Source organism: Citrobacter sp. MGH103 (genome assembly GCF_001034475.2).
Taxonomy (GTDB): Bacteria; Pseudomonadota; Gammaproteobacteria; order Enterobacterales; family Enterobacteriaceae; genus Citrobacter; species Citrobacter freundii.
Genome location: NZ_CP073043.1, coordinates 3,391,698 through 3,409,409 on the forward strand (window position 1 = coordinate 3,391,698; position 17,712 = coordinate 3,409,409).

Consider the following 17,712-nt stretch of genomic DNA (forward strand, 5'->3'; position numbering starts at 1 on the left):
CGTTTTGATTAACAATATATGCCAGAGACTTGCAGTTTTCATTTAGCCATGGCAGTTCTATAATGAATCGCATTATCTCAAGTGCAATTTCTGTCACTTCTGTTAATGAAGTGAATCGTTTAGCTACAGGACAGATTCCGCATGACTGACAACAATACCGCATTAAAGAAGGCTGGCCTGAAAGTAACGCTTCCTCGTTTAAAAATTCTGGAAGTTCTTCAGGAACCGGATAACCATCACGTCAGTGCGGAAGACTTATACAAACGCCTGATCGATATGGGTGAAGAAATTGGTCTGGCGACCGTGTATCGCGTGCTGAACCAGTTTGATGATGCCGGTATCGTGACCCGCCATAATTTTGAAGGTGGTAAATCCGTCTTCGAATTGACTCAGCAGCATCATCACGATCACCTCATCTGCCTTGACTGCGGCAAAGTGGTCGAGTTCAGCGATGATTCCATCGAAGCCCGCCAACGTGAGATTGCGGCTAAACATGGCATTCGCTTAACTAACCATAGCCTCTATCTTTACGGCCACTGTGCCGAAGGCGATTGCCGCGAAGATGAGCACGCCCACGACGGCAAATAATGTAATGCTTTCTGAAAAGCCAACCATCCGGTTGGCTTTTTTTATGGGCGTTACCTGCCCTTTTCCCCTTCCCTCCGCTCCTGTGTTGCTTTAATGTAAAAATCAATTGCCCCCTTCCGGAGAGTCGAAATGGAACTTCGCCAGCTACGCTATTTTGTGCGCATTGTAGAAACCGGCAGCATGGGTAGCGCGGCGCTCGATCTCAATATCGGGGTTTCGGCACTCAGCCAGCAAATGTCGCGTCTGGAAAACGAACTCGCTATTCGCCTGCTGCAGCGCACTTCGCGAGGCGTGACACCCACCAGCGCCGGACTGGCTTTTTACTCCCAGGCGCAGCTGGCGCTCCGTCACGCAGACGATGCAATCCTCGCCGCGCGTGAATCCCGGCTTTCCGGGCACGTCAGCGTCGGCATGGCTCCCAGTACCGCTTCAGTTCTCGGTATGCCTTTTATTCACGCCATGCGGGAAAGCTATAGCGATGTTCGCCTGCATGTGGTGGAAAGTCTCTCTGGTAATCTGGAACGGATGATTAATACCCGCCAGATTGATCTGGCTGTGGTGTTTCAAAAAGAAAAGATCCTGCGCTGGAGTGCCAGACCGGTTCTCGAAGAACGGCTGTTTTTGATTGGGACCCATGCCCTACTGGCTGATATTACCGATGACAATATTTCTCCAGCCGAATTGGCACGTATTCCATTGATAATGCCAAGCCCAGGCCACGGTCTGCGCGGCAGGCTGGAAGCGATTTGCCAGGAACACGCGCTACGCATTGAGATCGCTACAGAAATTGATGGTCTGGCGCTGCTGATGCGCGCCGTGCGCAGTGGCATTGGCGCCACTCTTCAACCCGGAGCGGCGATTTCCCATCTCGATAAAGAGACGCTAAGAGTGATCGGCGTCCATAATCCGATACTTAGCCGCCCCAACTTTCTGGTGAGCCTCTCTGACGATGAGCTCACCCCGGCGGGCCTCGCAGCCCGCGTGGTGCTGACGAAAGTGATGCATCAACTGGTGGAAGCAGGAAGCTGGCCAGGTGCCATTCTTTACAATAACTAAAGCCCTCTTTAGCACTACGCCATAGCGCCCGCACAAGCCGTTCGTATACATTTTAATTACAAATTTAACAACTAGTTAAATGGTAATGGAGTATACGATGGTTGATGTTCTGGTGATTGGCGGTGGCAATGCTGCCTTGTGCGCTGCCCTTACCGCCCGGGAGCAAGGCGCTTCCGTTTTACTACTCGAAGCGGCTCCCCGGGAATGGCGTGGGGGAAATTCCCAACACACGCGTAACCTGCGCTGTATGCATGATGCGCCGCAGGATGTGCTGGTGGAAAGCTATCCGGAAGAGGAGTATTGGCAAGATCTGCAGCGCGTCACGGAAGGAAATACCAACGAAGCCCTGGCACGTCTGGTGATCCGCACCTCTTCACAGTGTCGCGACTGGATGCGCCGACACGGCGTGAATTTTCAACCTCCTCTCTCTGGCGCTCTACACGTGGCGCGAACCAACGCCTTTTTTATGGGCGGCGGGAAAGCCCTAGTGAATGCCTATTATCGCAGCGCAGAAAAGTTAGGCGTACAAATCCGCTATAACACCCCGGTGCAGGCGCTTGAACTGCACAACGGCGAGTTCGTGGCGGCGCTGGCAGGCGAAGAGCGTATTACAGCGAAATCCTGCGTGCTTGCCGCTGGTGGGTTTGAGTCAAACCGCGAATGGCTGCGAGAAGCGTGGGGAGAGAACGAGCGCGGCGAATGGCCTGCAGATAACTTTCTGATTCGCGGCACGCGCTTTAACCAGGGCGTACTGCTCAAATTTATGATGGATGCCGGAGCCGACATCATCGGCGAACCCTCCCAGTCACACTGCGTAGCCATTGACGCCAGAGCGCCATTATATGACGGCGGGATTTGTACCCGCGTGGACTGCGTTTCGCTCGGCATAGTCGTCAACCGTGAAGCTGAGCGTTTTTATGATGAAGGCGAAGATTTCTGGCCCAAACGCTACGCAATCTGGGGACGTCTGGTCGCCCAACAGCCAGGGCAGATTGGCTACTCCATTATCGACAGTAAAGCCATCGGCCACTTCATGCCTCCGGTCTTTCATGGCGCACAAGCCAATACGCTGGCGGAGCTGGCTCATCAGTTGGGGCTGAATGGCGAACACTTTACCCACACCGTGACGGAGTACAACAACGCCTGCCAGCCCGGCCAGTTCAACCATACCATTCTGGATAACTGCACGACAAAAGCGTTAACCCCCGCGAAGACACACTGGGCGCGACCACTGGACCAGCCGCCTTACTACGGCTATGCCCTGCGGCCAGGGATCACCTTCACCTATCTCGGGTTAAAAGTGAATGAACGCGCTGCCGTACACTTTGCCGGGCAGCCAAGCCGCAACCTGTTCGTCGCCGGAGAGTTGATGGCGGGCAACGTGCTGGGCAAGGGCTACACCGCAGGCGTGGGCATGTCAATCGGCACAACCTTCGGCCGTATTGCCGGAAAAGAAGCCGCGCTGGCCGCACGTAAGGAGACTTGTCATGAGGCAGCTTGAGAAACTGATTATCGAAGCGCAAATTATCACCGGACCGGAAGCAGAAGTTGAACGCGTGATGCAGGTCTGCAACGCCTGTCGCTATTGTGAAGGATTTTGCGCCGTGTTCCCGGCCATGACGCAGCGCCTGGAATTCGGTAAAGCGGATATCAATTATCTGGCAAACTTGTGCCATAACTGCGGTGCCTGCCTGCACGCCTGTCAGTATGCCCCGCCTCATGAGTTTGCCATCAACGTGCCGAAGGCGATGGCGGAAGTCCGGCTTGAAACCTATCAGCACTACGCGCAACCCGCGGCCTTTGGCGCGCTTTATCGTCGCGCAGGCGTCACCGTGACGCTGGCGCTGGTTTTCGGTCTGATCCTGTTTTTACTGCTCGCCATGGGGTTAAAAGGCTCGTTACTCCATCCACCGCTGGCCGGAGATTTCTACCAAATTTTCCCGCATAACCTGCTGGCCTGGATGTTTGGTTCGGTATTTATTCTGGCGATAGGTCTGCTGATGGCGGGCGTTATCCGCTTCTGGCGCGAGATCTCTCCCGGTATGCCACGTTCCGTCGAAATTGCTGAAGCTTCACACGATGCGCTGACGCTAAAGTATCTCGATGGTGGGCACGGTAAAGGTTGTAATGAAGCAGATGATGCCTTCACTCTGATGCGGCGCCGTTTTCATCACTTCACTTTCTACGGTTTTCTGCTCTGCTTTGCCGCCACCGTGGTGGCGACGGGCTATCACTATTTCGCAGGTATTGAAGCGCCCTATCCGTTCTTCAGCTTGCCGGTGATGTTGGGCACATTAGGCGGCATTGGCCTGGTTGTCGGCCCGGCTGGCTTGCTATGGCTCAATCTCAAGCGCTCACCGCTACATGGCGACGCACGGCAAAAACAGATGGATCGCGGTTTTATTTTACTGCTGCTGCTGACCAGTCTGACCGGTTTAGCCCTGCTGGCAGGAAGAGACTCGTCCTGGATGGCTATTTTGCTCGCCATTCACCTCGGCGTGGTCATGGCGCTCTTTCTGACCATTCCTTACGGAAAATTTGCCCATGGATTTTACCGCTGCGCAGCCTTACTTAAGTGGGCGATTGAGAAACGGCGCGGCAAACAGGCGGGGGTCACAGACAAATAACCCGCACACTCTTACCTCTATAAATATTATGATAAGACAGTGGAGCAAACCCAATGACACAACAACCATCGCGCGCCGGAACTTTCGGCGCAATACTGCGGGTAACCAGCGGTAATTTTCTCGAACAGTTCGACTTTTTTCTGTTCGGGTTTTACGCCACCTATATTGCAAAGACCTTCTTTCCCGCGGAGAGTGAATTTGCCGGGCTAATGTTAACTTTCGCCGTTTTTGGCTCGGGTTTCTTAATGCGACCCGTTGGCACCATTGTGCTGGGTGCTTATATCGACAGAATTGGTCGTCGTAAAGGCCTGATGGTGACGCTGGCGATTATGGGCTGCGGTACCCTGCTGATAGCCCCGGTACCTGGCTATCACAGTATTGGCCTGCTGGCTCCCGTGCTGGTATTACTTGGACGATTATTACAGGGATTTTCTGCAGGCGTAGAGTTAGGCGGCGTCTCGGTTTATCTTTCGGAAATCGCCACGCCTGGCAATAAAGGCTTCTACACCAGTTGGCAGTCGGCCAGTCAACAGGTCGCCATTGTGGTGGCGGCGCTGATTGGTTACGGTCTGAACGCCACTCTGGGACACGATCAGATCTCGGAATGGGGCTGGCGCATTCCCTTCTTTATTGTGTGCGCGGCACTTTGCGGACTCGCCGCCACGGCAATGCTGTTTGTCCGGCTGAGTCGGGGTTATCAACCAGTGGAAAATAAGCTCTGAAATGCAAACGGGCGGAAAATTCTCCGCCCGTTGTCTTTTTCATTTTTTGAATTACTGCGCGGCATTCTTGCTGCGGATTTCCTGCCAGACTTTATCACAATCAGCATTAACGGCCTGATCGTTACCCGTGCGCGTGGCCTGGATACACTGCTGATAATCCAGCACGCGTACGCTTTCTTCATTGGCAAACTGCTGGTGCTGTTTTTCTTTCTTCAGTACATTCAACACGCTTTGGCAGGCTTCTATTTTTTCCGGCGATCCTTGAGCGGTATTAATACACGCGCTGTAGGCTTCTTTCAGACGGCTGTCTTCTTTCGGTGCAGGGGATTGCGTACAAGCCACCAGCCCTGATGCCATAACGGCGATGAGTATCAGTTTTTTCATAGCACGTTCCTCAACGAGGCGGCAGGCGCACGGCCTGCCGCTATTGGCATTAGAAGATAGTGAACGGAGCAATAACGATGAATTTCACGTCGCGCTCATCCTGGAAGATGTTGCCGTAACCACCACCCCAGCTCGGAATATCTGAATGGTTGTCGTACTGGGTGAAGTGCAGTTTAAACATAGTGCCCTTCGCACGACCATCCTGCAGGGTGTAAACCGCATCCAGGCTGTAAGAAGATTCTTCGATAGTGCGGTTTTTGTCGTAGTACGCATCCGGGTTGAGCTGCCAGGTAGCGGGTTTGGCATCCCATGCGTAAACGTAGGACGCGCCCACTGCCCAGCCCGGCAGGTTCCAGTTCTTCAGGTCATACATTGCGCCGAAGAAGACTGCCTTTTCGCCGTTGGCGTTGAAGTCAGAACGGTTATCCCACCACACGTCCAGGCGACCGTTTGATGAGGCGTAGGTCGGGGTCATACGCTGCAGGAAGTAGCCTTGCTGCCCATCTGCTTTAACCCATGTGCCTTCCAGACGCAGGTCAACCACTTCCGCTACTTTATAACCGAAGGTCAGCGCCTGCAGCCAGGCCGTGCCGTCATAAATATCGTTCACGGTGCGATCGTCAACTTTGTCACGTGCGCCGTAGAATTGATAGCTGGTAGTAAACGGGTTACCGCCTAAATCGAATTTGTAGCTGGCTTTGGCGAAGTACTGATCGACGTAGCCTTCAGACTGACCAAATGCCGCTTCCAGCAACAGGTTATTTTTGAAGTCATATTTCGCGCCGATTGAATGCAGGTAATCAACGCTGGTCTTTTTATCAGCCTGATAGAATTTATCGACTTCGGTGTGCCACGGTGCTTTATATTCGTTAGCCCACATATAGGAGAAGCTTAGTGCGCCAGCATCACCATAGTCGAAGTTGGCACCGGCTTCAGCCCCCTGATAGGTACCTGGCATAAAGCTCCAGTGCGGTGCCAGCAGAGTCTGCCCGGTTGGTTGAATGTAACCGGCACGCGCCCAGGTTGGGCCGTATTTAAATTTAGCTGCTGCTTTATAAAGGCTAATCCCGCTCTTATCGCCGGAGTAATCCTCGTCATAGCCTTTATTTTTGGAAGAGAATGCGATTTCGTTTGGATGGCCGCTTTCGCTACTTTCGTTCATTTCAATAGCGGTAAATGCTGCGATATCAATACCAAACATATCGGCCGCATAACCGGACTGGAAGTCGAGGTTAGCGTTCCAGGTGGAGTGAGAAAGGTTGGTTTTGTATTTGTCATGATCGGTCACATCTTTACGGTCACGCTCACGCTGCCAGTAATAGATGCCGCCGGTTAAGGTTGAGTCATCAATAAATCCTTCGGCGTGTGCCTGCGGAGCGACAACAAAACCCGACATTGCTGTGATACCGGCGATAGCCAGCGCCAGCGTACTACGTTTGCCACTAAACGTACGCATATGTTAATCCTCTTTGACATAAAAATGCTGCCGATATAAGCGGACAGCGAAAAAACAAAAATTAAAAAAGTAGCGCCAAGAAAACCTCAGTGACTACAATGAATAGACTATTTTTCGCGACGCGAATTATCAATCTCTTTCTGTAACGAGTATGTAATAGTATGAGCAACCGCACATATTTCATTGCTTTCTGTTACATTTTCATTGGGAGATAAAAAAGCGTTGATAAAATGAAAAAATCGCTTGTTTTCCATAGAGATGAAATCGGTTTCAGCCCATTTCACATTGAGGTAAGTTATTTAAACGTAAAAACATTCAGCCGATTTATTATTACAGACATGTAATTAATTCGCTGCGCAAACGGAGCCTGTCAAACGGTTTTATTGCGAAAAAAAACGCCGCATGAAGCGGCGTTTAGAGAGGATGTGTTGCGACTTATTCGCCCGCTTTAGCCCACGTATCACGCAGACCAACGGTACGGTTAAACACCAGCTTGTCAGCCGTTGCATAACGGCTGTCCAGGCAGAAGTAACCTTCACGCTCAAACTGGAACGCTTTACCTGCAACCGCAGCCTGCAGCGACGGCTCACCGTAACCCTGCTTAATGACCAGCGATTCTGGGTTAATAACGGACAGGAAGTCTTCCGCCGCACCTGGGTTTGGCACGCTAAACAGACGGTCGTACAGACGGATTTCAATCGGTAGCGCATGGGACGCGCTCACCCAGTGAATAACGCCTTTAACTTTACGACCATCGGCCGGATCTTTGCTCAGGGTGTCAGCATCGTAGGTGCAGAAAATGGTGGTTATCTTCCCTTCTGCATCTTTCTCAACACGTTCGGCCTTGATCACGTAAGCATTACGCAGACGTACTTCTTTACCCATCACCAGACGCTTGTACTGTTTGTTCGCTTCTTCGCGGAAGTCTGCGCGATCGATCCAAATTTCACCGCTAAACGGTACTTCACGGCTGCCCATTTCCGGTTTATTCGGATGGTTAGGCATAGTGACCAGCTCGCTTTCGCCCTGCGGGTAGTTTTCGATAACCAGTTTCACCGGATCGATAACCGCCATCGCGCGCGGAGCATTTTCGTTCAGATCTTCGCGGATGCAGGATTCCAGAGAAGCGATCTCAATGGTGTTGTCCTGTTTGGTCACGCCAATGCGTTTGCAGAACTCACGGATCGCGGCAGCGGTGTAACCGCGACGACGCAGACCAGAGATCGTCGGCATACGCGGATCGTCCCAGCCTTCAACGTGCTTGTCGGTCACCAGCAGGTTCAGCTTGCGCTTGGACATCACGGTGTATTCCAGATTCAGGCGCGAGAATTCGTACTGGCGCGGATGAACCGGAATGGTGATGTTGTCCAGCACCCAGTCGTACAGACGACGGTTATCCTGGAACTCCAGCGTACAAAGTGAATGCGTAATGCCTTCCAGCGCATCGCTGATGCAGTGGGTAAAGTCGTACATCGGGTAGATGCACCACTTGTTGCCGGTCTGATGGTGTTCGGCGAACTTAATGCGGTACAGCACTGGATCGCGCATCACGATAAACGGCGAAGCCATATCGATTTTCGCACGTAGGCAGGCCTTACCTTCTTCAAAGCCACCGGTACGCATTTTTTCGAACAGCGCCAGGTTCTCTTCAACGCTACGATCGCGGTACGGGCTGTTTTTACCTGGCTGAGTCAGCGTGCCACGGTATTCGCGGATTTCGTCCGCTGACAGTTCGTCAACGTACGCCAGCCCTTTATTAATAAGCTCTACCGCATAGGCGTGAAGCTGATCGAAGTAATCCGAAGAGTAGCGAATGTCGCCAGTCCAGTGGAAACCTAACCATTCAACGTCGTTTTTAATCGACTCAACGTACTCGATATCTTCTTTAACCGGGTTCGTATCATCAAAACGCAGGTTGCACTGGCCCTGGTAATCTTGCGCAATGCCAAAGTTCAGACAAATGGATTTCGCGTGGCCAATGTGCAGATAGCCATTTGGCTCCGGCGGAAAACGGGTATGGATAGTGGTGTGCTTACCACTGGCCAGATCTTCATCGATGATCTGACGAATAAAGTTACTCGGGCGGGCTTCAGCCTCACTCATCGTGGATTCCTCAAAGCGTAAACAACGTATAACGGAGTATGATCTTATAAGCGACGTCAGGAGACAACTATTAGTTGCACAAAAAAGCTGTTCAGCAGGAGATATGAGGGCATTTGCTGCAAAAAAAAGCGGCGGAGGACTATCCCCCGCCGCTTAAGGCACTTAACTCACTTTACTCAGGAGCAGTTACTTACCTTTAATCTCATACAGTGGTGTTTGACCGGCAACCACATGACCTTCGGCTTTAATGACCAGAGCGCCGAAATCATCGCTGTTGCTGCACACAACCGGGCTTATCATAGAACGTGCGTTAGCGTTCAGGAACTCCAGATCCATTTCCAGAATCGGTTGGCCTGCAGTAACTTCCGCACCTTCTTCAACCAGACGCTTAAAGCCTTTACCTTCTAGCGCGACGGTGTCGATGCCCATATGGACCACGATTTCCGCGCCTTTAACAGTTTCCAGGCAGAACGCATGGTTAGTGTTGAAGATTTTCACGATGGTGCCCGCAGCCGGAGCAACCACGATTTTATCCGTTGGTTTCACCGCCACGCCGTCACCTACAGCTTTGCTGGCGAAGGCTTCATCAGGAACCTGCTCCAGCGCAACTACGTCACCGGTAATCGGAGAAACCAGCGCTTCAACGGTGACTGCATTCGCTACAGCCTGCGGTTTTGCTACCGGAGCCGCTGCTGCTGGCGCACTTTCACCAGACGCTGCTGCCACCGGGCCACGCGCGACAACTTTCTTCATTTCGTCGCCGATGGATTCAGCTTTCGCACCCACGATGACCTGAATTGTTTGCTTATTCAGCTTAACGACACCCGATGCTCCTAAACGTTTACACATCGCATCGTTTACGCGACCGGAGTCGGCAACGGTCAGACGCAGACGAGTGATACAGGCATCAATCGCTTTCAGGTTATCAGTGCCACCAACCGCTGCAATGTAGCTGGTTGCCAGTTGAGCCAAACCTTCTTCAGTGTTGCTGTTGGCTTCTTCAGTAACGATATCGTCTTCTTTATCTTCGCGGCCCGGCGTTTTCAGGTTAAACATACGAATAACCGCGCTGAACAACACAAAGTAGATAATGAAGAACACCAGCCCCATCACTACCAGCATCCAGACGTTCTGGCTTGCTGCCGGCAGGTTGTACATCAACACGTAGTCGATCGCACCTGCGGAGAAGGAGAAGCCTGCGTGGATCCCCAGCAGTGTTGCAACGAACAGGCTGATACCCGTTAACAGTGCGTGCAGGAGGTACAGCAGCGGAGCCAGGAACATGAACAGGAATTCCAGCGGCTCGGTAACACCGGTCAGGAACGCGGTGATCGCAACGGACAGCAGCATACCGCCAACCATCGGACGACGTGCTTTCGGAGCCGCGAAGTACATCGCCAGCGCCGCACCCGGCAGACCAAACATCATGATCGGGAAGAAGCCAGACATGAACATACCCGCAGTGCCGTCACCCGCGTAGAAGCGGTTGATGTCACCGTGGAATACGGTACCTGCAGCATTAGTAAATTCGCCAATCTGGAACCAGGCGATAGTATTCAGCACCTGATGCAGACCGGTTGGGATCAGCAGACGGTTGATGAAACCAAAGATACCGGAACCCAGCGCGCCAGCGCCCACGATCCACTCACCACCCGCATGGATGGCATTCTGTACCGGTGGCCATACGTAACCGAAGATAGCAGCCAACACCAGACAGAAGAAGCCAGTGGCGATCGGCACGAAGCGTTTGCCGCCAAAGAAGCTCAGGAAGTCAGGCAGTTTGATACCAGACCAGCGGTTATACACGGCACCGCCGACCAGACCGGTGATGATACCAGCCAGCACGCCCATATTGATTGCAGGGTTAATGGTAACCATTGCTTTGGTCAATATGAAATAACCGACCGCACCTGCCAGCGCTGCTGCACCTGCGCTGTCTTTTGACCAGCTGGAAGCAACACCGATCGCAAATATTAACGCGAGGTTATCAAAGATGGCCCCACCCGCTTGCGCGATGAAGGGTACGTTAAGTAAATCTGGTTGGCCGAATCGCAGCAGCAGTGCCGCGACTGGCAGCACAGCGATGGGGAGCTGTAACGCCCTACCCAGCCGCTGGAAAAAACCTAAAATATTCATTTTATTCCCCCTACGAGACCCCGATTAGGCTTCTTTGAAGCCATATTTTTATTGTGTGACCATTCCTGACAGCAAGATTCTGGAACAACGATATTAACCATTCATCTACATTCAGAGTGTGTGAAAAATTAATTCGTATCGCAAATTAAACGCGTGTTTTTTGTGATTTCAGTCACCAAATATCGTTATTAACCCTCCCTTCCACTGGCTAACTACGAAAACTTATTTTATCATTCAAAAAATCGAAACGGATTGATCCTTACCGATGCAAAACCAGGTTACGCTTAATACTGCACAGAGACTCAATCCGCCAATTGCTTACATTTACTTTTGAGGTGAAGAATGAGACTGATCCCCCTGAATACCGCTGAACAAGTCGGCAAATGGGCTGCTCGCCATATCGTTAACCGTATTAACGCGTTCAAACCAACGGCAGATCGTCCGTTCGTTCTGGGCCTGCCGACTGGCGGTACTCCGCTGACAGCTTATAAAGCATTGGTTGAAATGCACAAAGCGGGCCAGGTGAGCTTCAAGCATGTTGTTACTTTCAATATGGACGAATATGTTGGCCTGCCGAAAGAACATCCGGAAAGCTACCACAGCTTTATGCACCGCAATTTCTTTGATCACGTTGATATTCCAGCAGAAAACATCAACCTCCTCAATGGTAACGCGCCGGATATTGATGCAGAATGCCGTCAGTATGAAGAAAAAATCCGTTCTTACGGTAAAATCCACCTGTTTATGGGCGGTGTAGGCAACGATGGTCACATCGCGTTCAACGAACCGGCTTCCTCTTTGGCTTCCCGTACCCGTATCAAAACGTTGACTCACGACACACGTGTTGCTAACTCACGCTTCTTTGACGGCGACGTAAGCCAGGTGCCTAAATATGCGCTGACCGTTGGCGTGGGTACCCTGCTGGATGCCGAAGAGGTGATGATCCTGGTTCTGGGTCACCAGAAAGCACAGGCGCTGCAAGCCGCCGTTGAAGGCAACGTTAACCACATGTGGACCATCAGCTGCCTGCAGTTGCATCCAAAAGCCGTTGTGGTCTGCGATGAGCCTTCCACCATGGAACTGAAAGTGAAGACGCTGAAATACTTCAACGAGTTAGAAGCGGAAAATATTAAAGGTCTGTAATTGATGTCTCCGCTCTGTCGATGAGTTGCAGGGCGGCATTTTTTGAAATCGGGGGTCGGAATGTATGCTTTAACCCAGGGCCGGATCTTTACCGGTCACGAAATTCTTGATGACCATGCGATTGTTGTCGCCAATGGCCTGATTGACAGCGTTTGCCCACTGGCTGAGTTACCGTCAGGAATTGAACAGCGCTCACTGAATGGGGCCATTGTTTCCCCCGGTTTTATTGATGTACAGCTAAACGGCTGCGGCGGTGTACAGTTTAACGATACGGCAGAAGCCGTGACCGTTGAAACGCTGGAAATCATGCAGAAAGCCAATGAAAAATCTGGCTGCACCAACTATTTGCCAACGCTTATCACCACCAGCGATGACCTGATGAAACAGGGTGTTCGCGTGATGCGTGAATACCTGGCGAAACACCCGAATCAGGCATTAGGACTTCATCTTGAAGGCCCGTGGCTGAACCTTGTGAAAAAAGGTACCCATAATCCTGGATTTGTCCGTCAGCCGGACGCTGCGTTGGTTGATTTCCTGTGCGATAATGCGGATGTGATCACCAAAGTCACACTGGCACCAGAAATGGTCCCGGTAGAGGTCATCACCAAACTGGTTAATGCCGGTATCGTGGTTTCTGCGGGTCACTCCAATGCAACGGTCAAAGAAGCCAAAATCGGCTTCCGCGCAGGCATCAGCTTTGCGACCCATCTGTTCAACGCGATGCCGTACATTACCGGTCGTGAACCGGGTCTGGCGGGCGCAATTCTTGATGAAGCCGATATCTACTGCGGTATCATCGCCGATGGCCTGCACGTTGACTACGTTAACATTCGTAACGCCAAGCGCCTAAAAGGCGACAAGCTGTGCCTGGTCACCGACGCGACCGCGCCAGCAGGTGCAAACATTGAACAGTTCATTTTCGCTGGTAAAACAATATACTACCGCAATGGACTGTGTGTTGATGAGAACGGTACGTTGAGCGGTTCATCATTAACCATGATTGAAGGTGTACGCAATCTGGTCGAGCATGCGAATATCGCTCTCGACGAAGTCCTGCGCATGGCAACGCTCTACCCTGCTCGCGCCATTGGCGTCGACAAACAACTCGGCAGCATCGCGCCAGGCAAAGTAGCCAACCTGACTGCGTTCACGCACGACTTTAAAATTATCAAGACCATCGTTAATGGCAACGAGGTCGTTACTGAGTAAGAGAAAGAATGACACCAGGCGGACAAGCTCAAATAGGTAATGTTGATCTCGTAAAACAGCTTAACAGCGCGGCGGTTTATCGCCTGATTGACCAGCATGGGCCAATCTCGCGAATTCAAATTGCCGAGCAAAGCCAGCTTGCCCCCGCCAGCGTAACCAAAATTACGCGTCAGTTGATCGAACGCGGGCTGATCAAAGAAGTCGATCAGCAGGCCTCCACCGGAGGCCGCCGCGCTATCTCTATCGTCACAGAAACCCGCAATTTCCACGCCATTGGCGTACGCCTGGGGCGTCACGATACGACGCTCACTCTCTATGATATGAGCAGTAAAGTGGTCGCCGAAGAGCATTACCCTCTCCCGGAGCGCACCCAGGAAACGCTGGAATATGCGCTGCTCAACACCATTGCTATCTTTATTGAGAGCTGCCAGCGAAAAATCCGCGAGCTGATCGCAATTTCTGTCATCCTGCCAGGCCTTGTCGATCCTGAAAGCGGCGTCATCCGCTATATGCCACACATTCAGGTCGAAAACTGGGGACTGGTCGAAGCGCTCGAAAAACGCTTCAAAGTTACCTGCTTTGTTGGTCACGATATTCGCAGCCTGGCGCTGGCTGAGCACTATTTCGGGGCAAGCCAGGATTGCGAAGACTCCATTTTGGTGCGAGTGCACCGCGGAACCGGCGCGGGAATTATTTCCAATGGCCGCATTTTCATCGGTCGCAATGGCAACGTCGGTGAGATTGGTCATATTCAGGTTGAGCCGCTGGGTGAACGCTGTCACTGCGGTAATTTCGGCTGTCTGGAAACCATTGCCGCCAATGCTTCTATTGAACATCGCGTGCAGAACTTACTGAAGCAGGGTTATCCAAGTCGACTCACGCTGGATGATTGCAGTATCAAAGCCATCTGTAAGGCAGCGAATAAAGGCGATAATCTGGCAGCAGAAGTCATCGAGCACGTTGGCCGCCATCTGGGTAAAACCATCGCTATCGCCATCAACCTGTTTAATCCGCAGAAAATCGTCATTGCGGGCGAAATTACCGAGGCGGATAAGGTGCTGCTGCCTGCCATAGAAAGCTGTATCAACACGCAGGCGTTGAAGGCGTTTCGCCACAATTTACCGGTGGTTCGGTCCACGCTGGATCACCGCTCCGCCATTGGCGCCTTTGCGCTGGTGAAACGCGCAATGCTTAACGGGACTTTGCTGCAACGTTTGCTGGAAAGCTAATACACGTCATCCTTCAAGCTGCCTCTGCGTTAGCTGCATCTGCTCACCCCAGTCACTTACTTCAGTAAGCTCCGGAGGTTCGCAGACTTGCCGCCTTGATGCAACTCGAATGATGTAGTGTATTTTGTGTATAGTAATGCCTTCTTTTTTTAATGTCGGATTGTCCATGGCCATTAAGAATGTAATTTGTGATATCGACGGCGTGCTGATGCACGACAATGTTGCTGTACCGGGTGCGGCAGAATTTCTGACTGGGATCCTGGAAAAAGGTCTGCCGTTAGTCCTGCTGACTAACTACCCTTCGCAGACCGGGCAAGATCTGGCAAACCGCTTCGCCACCGCAGGTGTGAATGTCCCTGATAGCGTCTTTTATACTTCCGCGATGGCTACCGCTGATTTTCTTCGTCGCCAGGAAGGAAAAAAGGCCTATGTGGTAGGTGAAGGCGCGTTAATTCACGAACTGTATAAAGCTGGATTTACCATTACCGACGTGAACCCCGATTTTGTGATTGTTGGCGAGACGCGTTCCTATAACTGGGACATGATGCATAAAGCGGCGTATTTTGTCGCCAACGGCGCTCGTTTTATCGCCACTAACCCGGATACCCACGGTCGCGGCTTTTATCCCGCCTGTGGAGCACTCTGTGCCGGTATTGAGAAGATCTCAGGTCGTAAACCATTTTATGTCGGCAAACCCAGCCCGTGGATTATTCGCGCGGCGCTCAACAAAATGCAGGCGCACTCAGAAGAAACCGTCATTGTTGGCGACAACCTGCGCACCGATATTCTGGCAGGTTTTCAGGCGGGTCTGGAAACTATCCTGGTACTGTCTGGCGTATCCAAGCTCGATGATATTGACAACATGCCGTTCAGACCAAGCTGGATTTACCCGTCTGTTGCTGAAATTGATGTGATTTGATTCGCAGGCCGGATAAGACATGAGTTCATCTTATTCGGCAATTTTGCAGCGTTATTGCCGGATGGCGGCGTCATCGCCTTATCCGCCCCACGAAGTCTCTCCATTCAATAAAACCGCCATAAAACTGTCGATTCATCAATAAACACGTCTATTCTGTAATCTTTTTTCACCAATCCACAATGACCATTGCATTTTTTATTTTCTGACCCGCAATTCGCTTGCGCCCTCTCCCGCTTTGCGGCATTTTCTTTATCAAGCAAACATAAAAAGCATCACGCAACAGGTTAACGGAGAAGGTTATGTGTTCTATTTTTGGCGTATTCGATATTAAAACTGACGCAGTTGAACTGCGTAAAAAAGCCCTGGAATTGTCTCGTCTGATGCGCCATCGCGGCCCGGACTGGTCGGGTATTTACGCCAGTGATAACGCCATTCTGGCACACGAACGTCTGTCCATCGTCGACGTCAACGCCGGTGCTCAGCCGCTGTACAACGTGAAGAAAACGCATATCCTGGCGGTTAACGGTGAAATTTATAACCACCAGGCGCTGCGCGCTGAGTACGGCGATCGCTATCAGTTCCAGACCGGTTCCGACTGCGAAGTTATCCTCGCGCTGTATCAGGAAAAAGGCCCAGAGTTTCTGGATGATCTGCAAGGCATGTTTGCTTTTGCCCTGTACGACAGCGAGCAGGACGCTTATCTGATCGGTCGCGATCATATTGGGATCATCCCGCTGTATATGGGTTACGACGAACACGGTAACTTCTATGTTGCGTCTGAAATGAAAGCGCTGGTTCCTGTCTGCCGCACAATCAAAGAATTCCCGGCCGGTAGTTATTTATGGAGTAAAGACGGCGAAATTCGTCAGTACTACCAGCGCGACTGGTTTGAATACGATGCAGTCAAAGACAACGTTACCGATAAAAACGAGCTGCGCCAGGCGCTGGAAGATGCGGTGAAAAGCCACCTGATGTCAGATGTTCCTTATGGAGTACTGCTGTCCGGCGGTCTGGATTCATCCGTCATTTCCGCGATCACTAAAAAATACGCGGCACGCCGTGTTGAAGATCAGGAACGTAGCGAAGCCTGGTGGCCACAGCTGCACTCCTTCGCCGTCGGCCTGGAAGGCGCTCCTGATCTGAAAGCTGCACAAGAGGTGGCGAACCATTTGGGTACCGTGCACCACGAGATCCACTTCACCGTGCAGGAGGGTCTGGATGCGATCCGCGACGTGATTTATCACATCGAAACTTACGATGTCACGACGATTCGCGCCTCGACGCCAATGTACTTAATGTCGCGTAAAATTAAAGCGATGGGCATTAAAATGGTGCTGTCGGGCGAAGGTTCGGACGAAGTATTTGGCGGTTATCTCTATTTCCACAAAGCGCCAAATGCAAAAGAACTGCACGAAGAAACCGTGCGCAAGCTGCAGGCACTGCATATGTTCGACTGCGCCCGTGCCAACAAAGCGATGTCAGCCTGGGGCGTGGAGGCACGCGTGCCGTTTCTGGATAAGAAATTCCTTGATGTGGCGATGCGCATCAACCCGCAGGACAAAATGTGCGGCAACGGCAAAATGGAAAAACACGTTCTGCGCGAATGTTTTGAGTCCTACCTGCCGGCAAGCGTCGCATGGCGTCAGAAAGAGCAGTTCTCTGACGGTGTTGGTTACAGCTGGATTGATACACTGAAAGAAGTCGCTGCTGAACAAGTTTCTGACCAACAACTGGAAACCGCCAGCTTCCGTTTCCCATACAACACGCCATCATCTAAAGAAGCGTATTTGTACCGTGAGATTTTCGAAGAGTTGTTCCCGGTTGCGAGCGCTGCGGAATGCGTACCTGGCGGACCGTCTGTAGCCTGTTCTTCCGCTAAAGCGATCGAATGGGATGAAGCGTTTAAAACCATGAACGATCCGTCTGGTCGTGCGGTTGGCGTACACCAGTCCGCTTATAAATAAGTTAATCCTTAGAAAAGGGCCCTGCGGGGCTCTTTTTTTATGTCTGTTTTCTGTGCAAAAAAACAATTAATAACTAATAATTGCCGAATATTGCGTCATGCTGTTCGCAACCTAACCAAACAGTCACATTCCAGCTATTTTCAATGAAAAAGGGGTTGACGCTTCAAGGCTCAATA

General features: G+C 51.6%; 14 protein-coding genes and 1 pseudogene. 11 read left to right on the plus strand and 4 right to left on the minus strand.

Annotated elements, in window-relative coordinates; genetic code table 11:
• The first annotated feature begins 62 nt into the window (after positions 1 to 62).
• The 6 genes and pseudogenes from SK33_RS16390 to SK33_RS16415 form a co-directional block, all read left to right on the plus strand.
• Positions 63 to 149 (plus strand): ryhB-regulated fur leader peptide, encoded by an 87-nt coding sequence (locus tag SK33_RS16390; RefSeq protein ID WP_049259739.1) that lies wholly within the window; start codon positions 63 to 65, stop codon positions 147 to 149.
• Positions 142 to 588, plus strand: coding sequence for a ferric iron uptake transcriptional regulator (fur, locus tag SK33_RS16395; protein ID WP_003022836.1), 447 nt, complete (start codon positions 142 to 144; stop codon positions 586 to 588). The genes SK33_RS16390 and fur overlap by 8 nt, the downstream gene beginning before the upstream one ends.
• Positions 589 to 717: 129 nt before the next feature.
• Complete coding sequence (gene tcuR / locus SK33_RS16400; RefSeq protein WP_003022829.1) at positions 718 to 1,644, plus strand: tricarballylate utilization LysR family transcriptional regulator TcuR; 927 nt, start codon at positions 718 to 720, stop codon at positions 1,642 to 1,644.
• A gap of 97 nt (positions 1,645 to 1,741) precedes the next feature.
• The gene (tcuA, locus tag SK33_RS16405; protein WP_048219319.1) at positions 1,742 to 3,145 is read left to right on the plus strand and encodes an FAD-dependent tricarballylate dehydrogenase TcuA; all 1,404 of its coding nucleotides are present in this window, start codon (positions 1,742 to 1,744) and stop codon (positions 3,143 to 3,145) included.
• Positions 3,132 to 4,271 carry a tricarballylate utilization 4Fe-4S protein TcuB gene (gene tcuB, locus SK33_RS16410; RefSeq protein WP_048219321.1) on the plus strand — a complete coding sequence of 380 codons (1,140 nt, stop codon included), beginning with the start codon at positions 3,132 to 3,134 and terminating at the stop codon, positions 4,269 to 4,271. Before tcuA ends, tcuB begins: the two co-directional genes overlap by 14 nt.
• Positions 4,272 to 4,324: 53 nt before the next feature.
• Positions 4,325 to 4,990, plus strand: a pseudogene (locus tag SK33_RS16415) (MFS transporter); the annotation flags it as partial.
• 54 nt (positions 4,991 to 5,044) lie between these two features.
• Here SK33_RS16415 and chiQ read toward each other — a convergent pair.
• From chiQ to nagE, 4 genes are all read right to left on the minus strand, one after another.
• Positions 5,045 to 5,377, minus strand: coding sequence for a ChiQ/YbfN family lipoprotein (chiQ, locus tag SK33_RS16420; RefSeq protein WP_003022817.1), 333 nt, complete (start codon positions 5,375 to 5,377; stop codon positions 5,045 to 5,047).
• Between the two features lie 49 nt (positions 5,378 to 5,426).
• Entirely contained in the window at positions 5,427 to 6,833 is a 1,407-nt protein-coding gene (gene chiP, locus SK33_RS16425) for a chitoporin ChiP (protein WP_003022813.1), read from the minus strand.
• Positions 6,834 to 7,268: 435 nt separating this feature from the next.
• Positions 7,269 to 8,936: a glutamine--tRNA ligase gene (glnS, locus tag SK33_RS16430; protein WP_003022809.1), complete on the minus strand. Its 1,668-nt coding sequence runs from the start codon at positions 8,934 to 8,936 to the stop codon at positions 7,269 to 7,271.
• Between the two features lie 186 nt (positions 8,937 to 9,122).
• Positions 9,123 to 11,072, minus strand: coding sequence for a PTS N-acetyl glucosamine transporter subunit IIABC (nagE, locus tag SK33_RS16435; protein ID WP_048219323.1), 1,950 nt, complete (start codon positions 11,070 to 11,072; stop codon positions 9,123 to 9,125).
• A gap of 342 nt (positions 11,073 to 11,414) precedes the next feature.
• Here nagE and nagB point away from each other — a divergent pair, with 342 nt between their 5' ends.
• The 5 genes from nagB (at position 11,415) to asnB (ending at position 17,536) form a co-directional block, all read left to right on the plus strand.
• Entirely contained in the window at positions 11,415 to 12,215 is an 801-nt protein-coding gene (gene nagB, locus SK33_RS16440; RefSeq protein ID WP_003022803.1) for a glucosamine-6-phosphate deaminase, read from the plus strand.
• Between the two features lie 60 nt (positions 12,216 to 12,275).
• The gene (nagA, locus tag SK33_RS16445; RefSeq protein WP_003022800.1) at positions 12,276 to 13,424 is read left to right on the plus strand and encodes an N-acetylglucosamine-6-phosphate deacetylase; all 1,149 of its coding nucleotides are present in this window, start codon (positions 12,276 to 12,278) and stop codon (positions 13,422 to 13,424) included.
• 8 nt (positions 13,425 to 13,432) lie between these two features.
• Complete coding sequence (nagC, locus tag SK33_RS16450; RefSeq protein ID WP_003022796.1) at positions 13,433 to 14,653, plus strand: DNA-binding transcriptional regulator NagC; 1,221 nt, start codon at positions 13,433 to 13,435, stop codon at positions 14,651 to 14,653.
• Between the two features lie 166 nt (positions 14,654 to 14,819).
• A complete protein-coding gene (nagD, locus tag SK33_RS16455; RefSeq protein WP_003022792.1) occupies positions 14,820 to 15,572 on the plus strand; it encodes a ribonucleotide monophosphatase NagD in 753 nt (250 codons plus the stop codon).
• Positions 15,573 to 15,871: 299 nt separating this feature from the next.
• Positions 15,872 to 17,536 carry an asparagine synthase B gene (gene asnB / locus SK33_RS16460; protein WP_003847376.1) on the plus strand — a complete coding sequence of 555 codons (1,665 nt, stop codon included), beginning with the start codon at positions 15,872 to 15,874 and terminating at the stop codon, positions 17,534 to 17,536.
• The last annotated feature ends 176 nt before the right edge of the window (positions 17,537 to 17,712 follow it).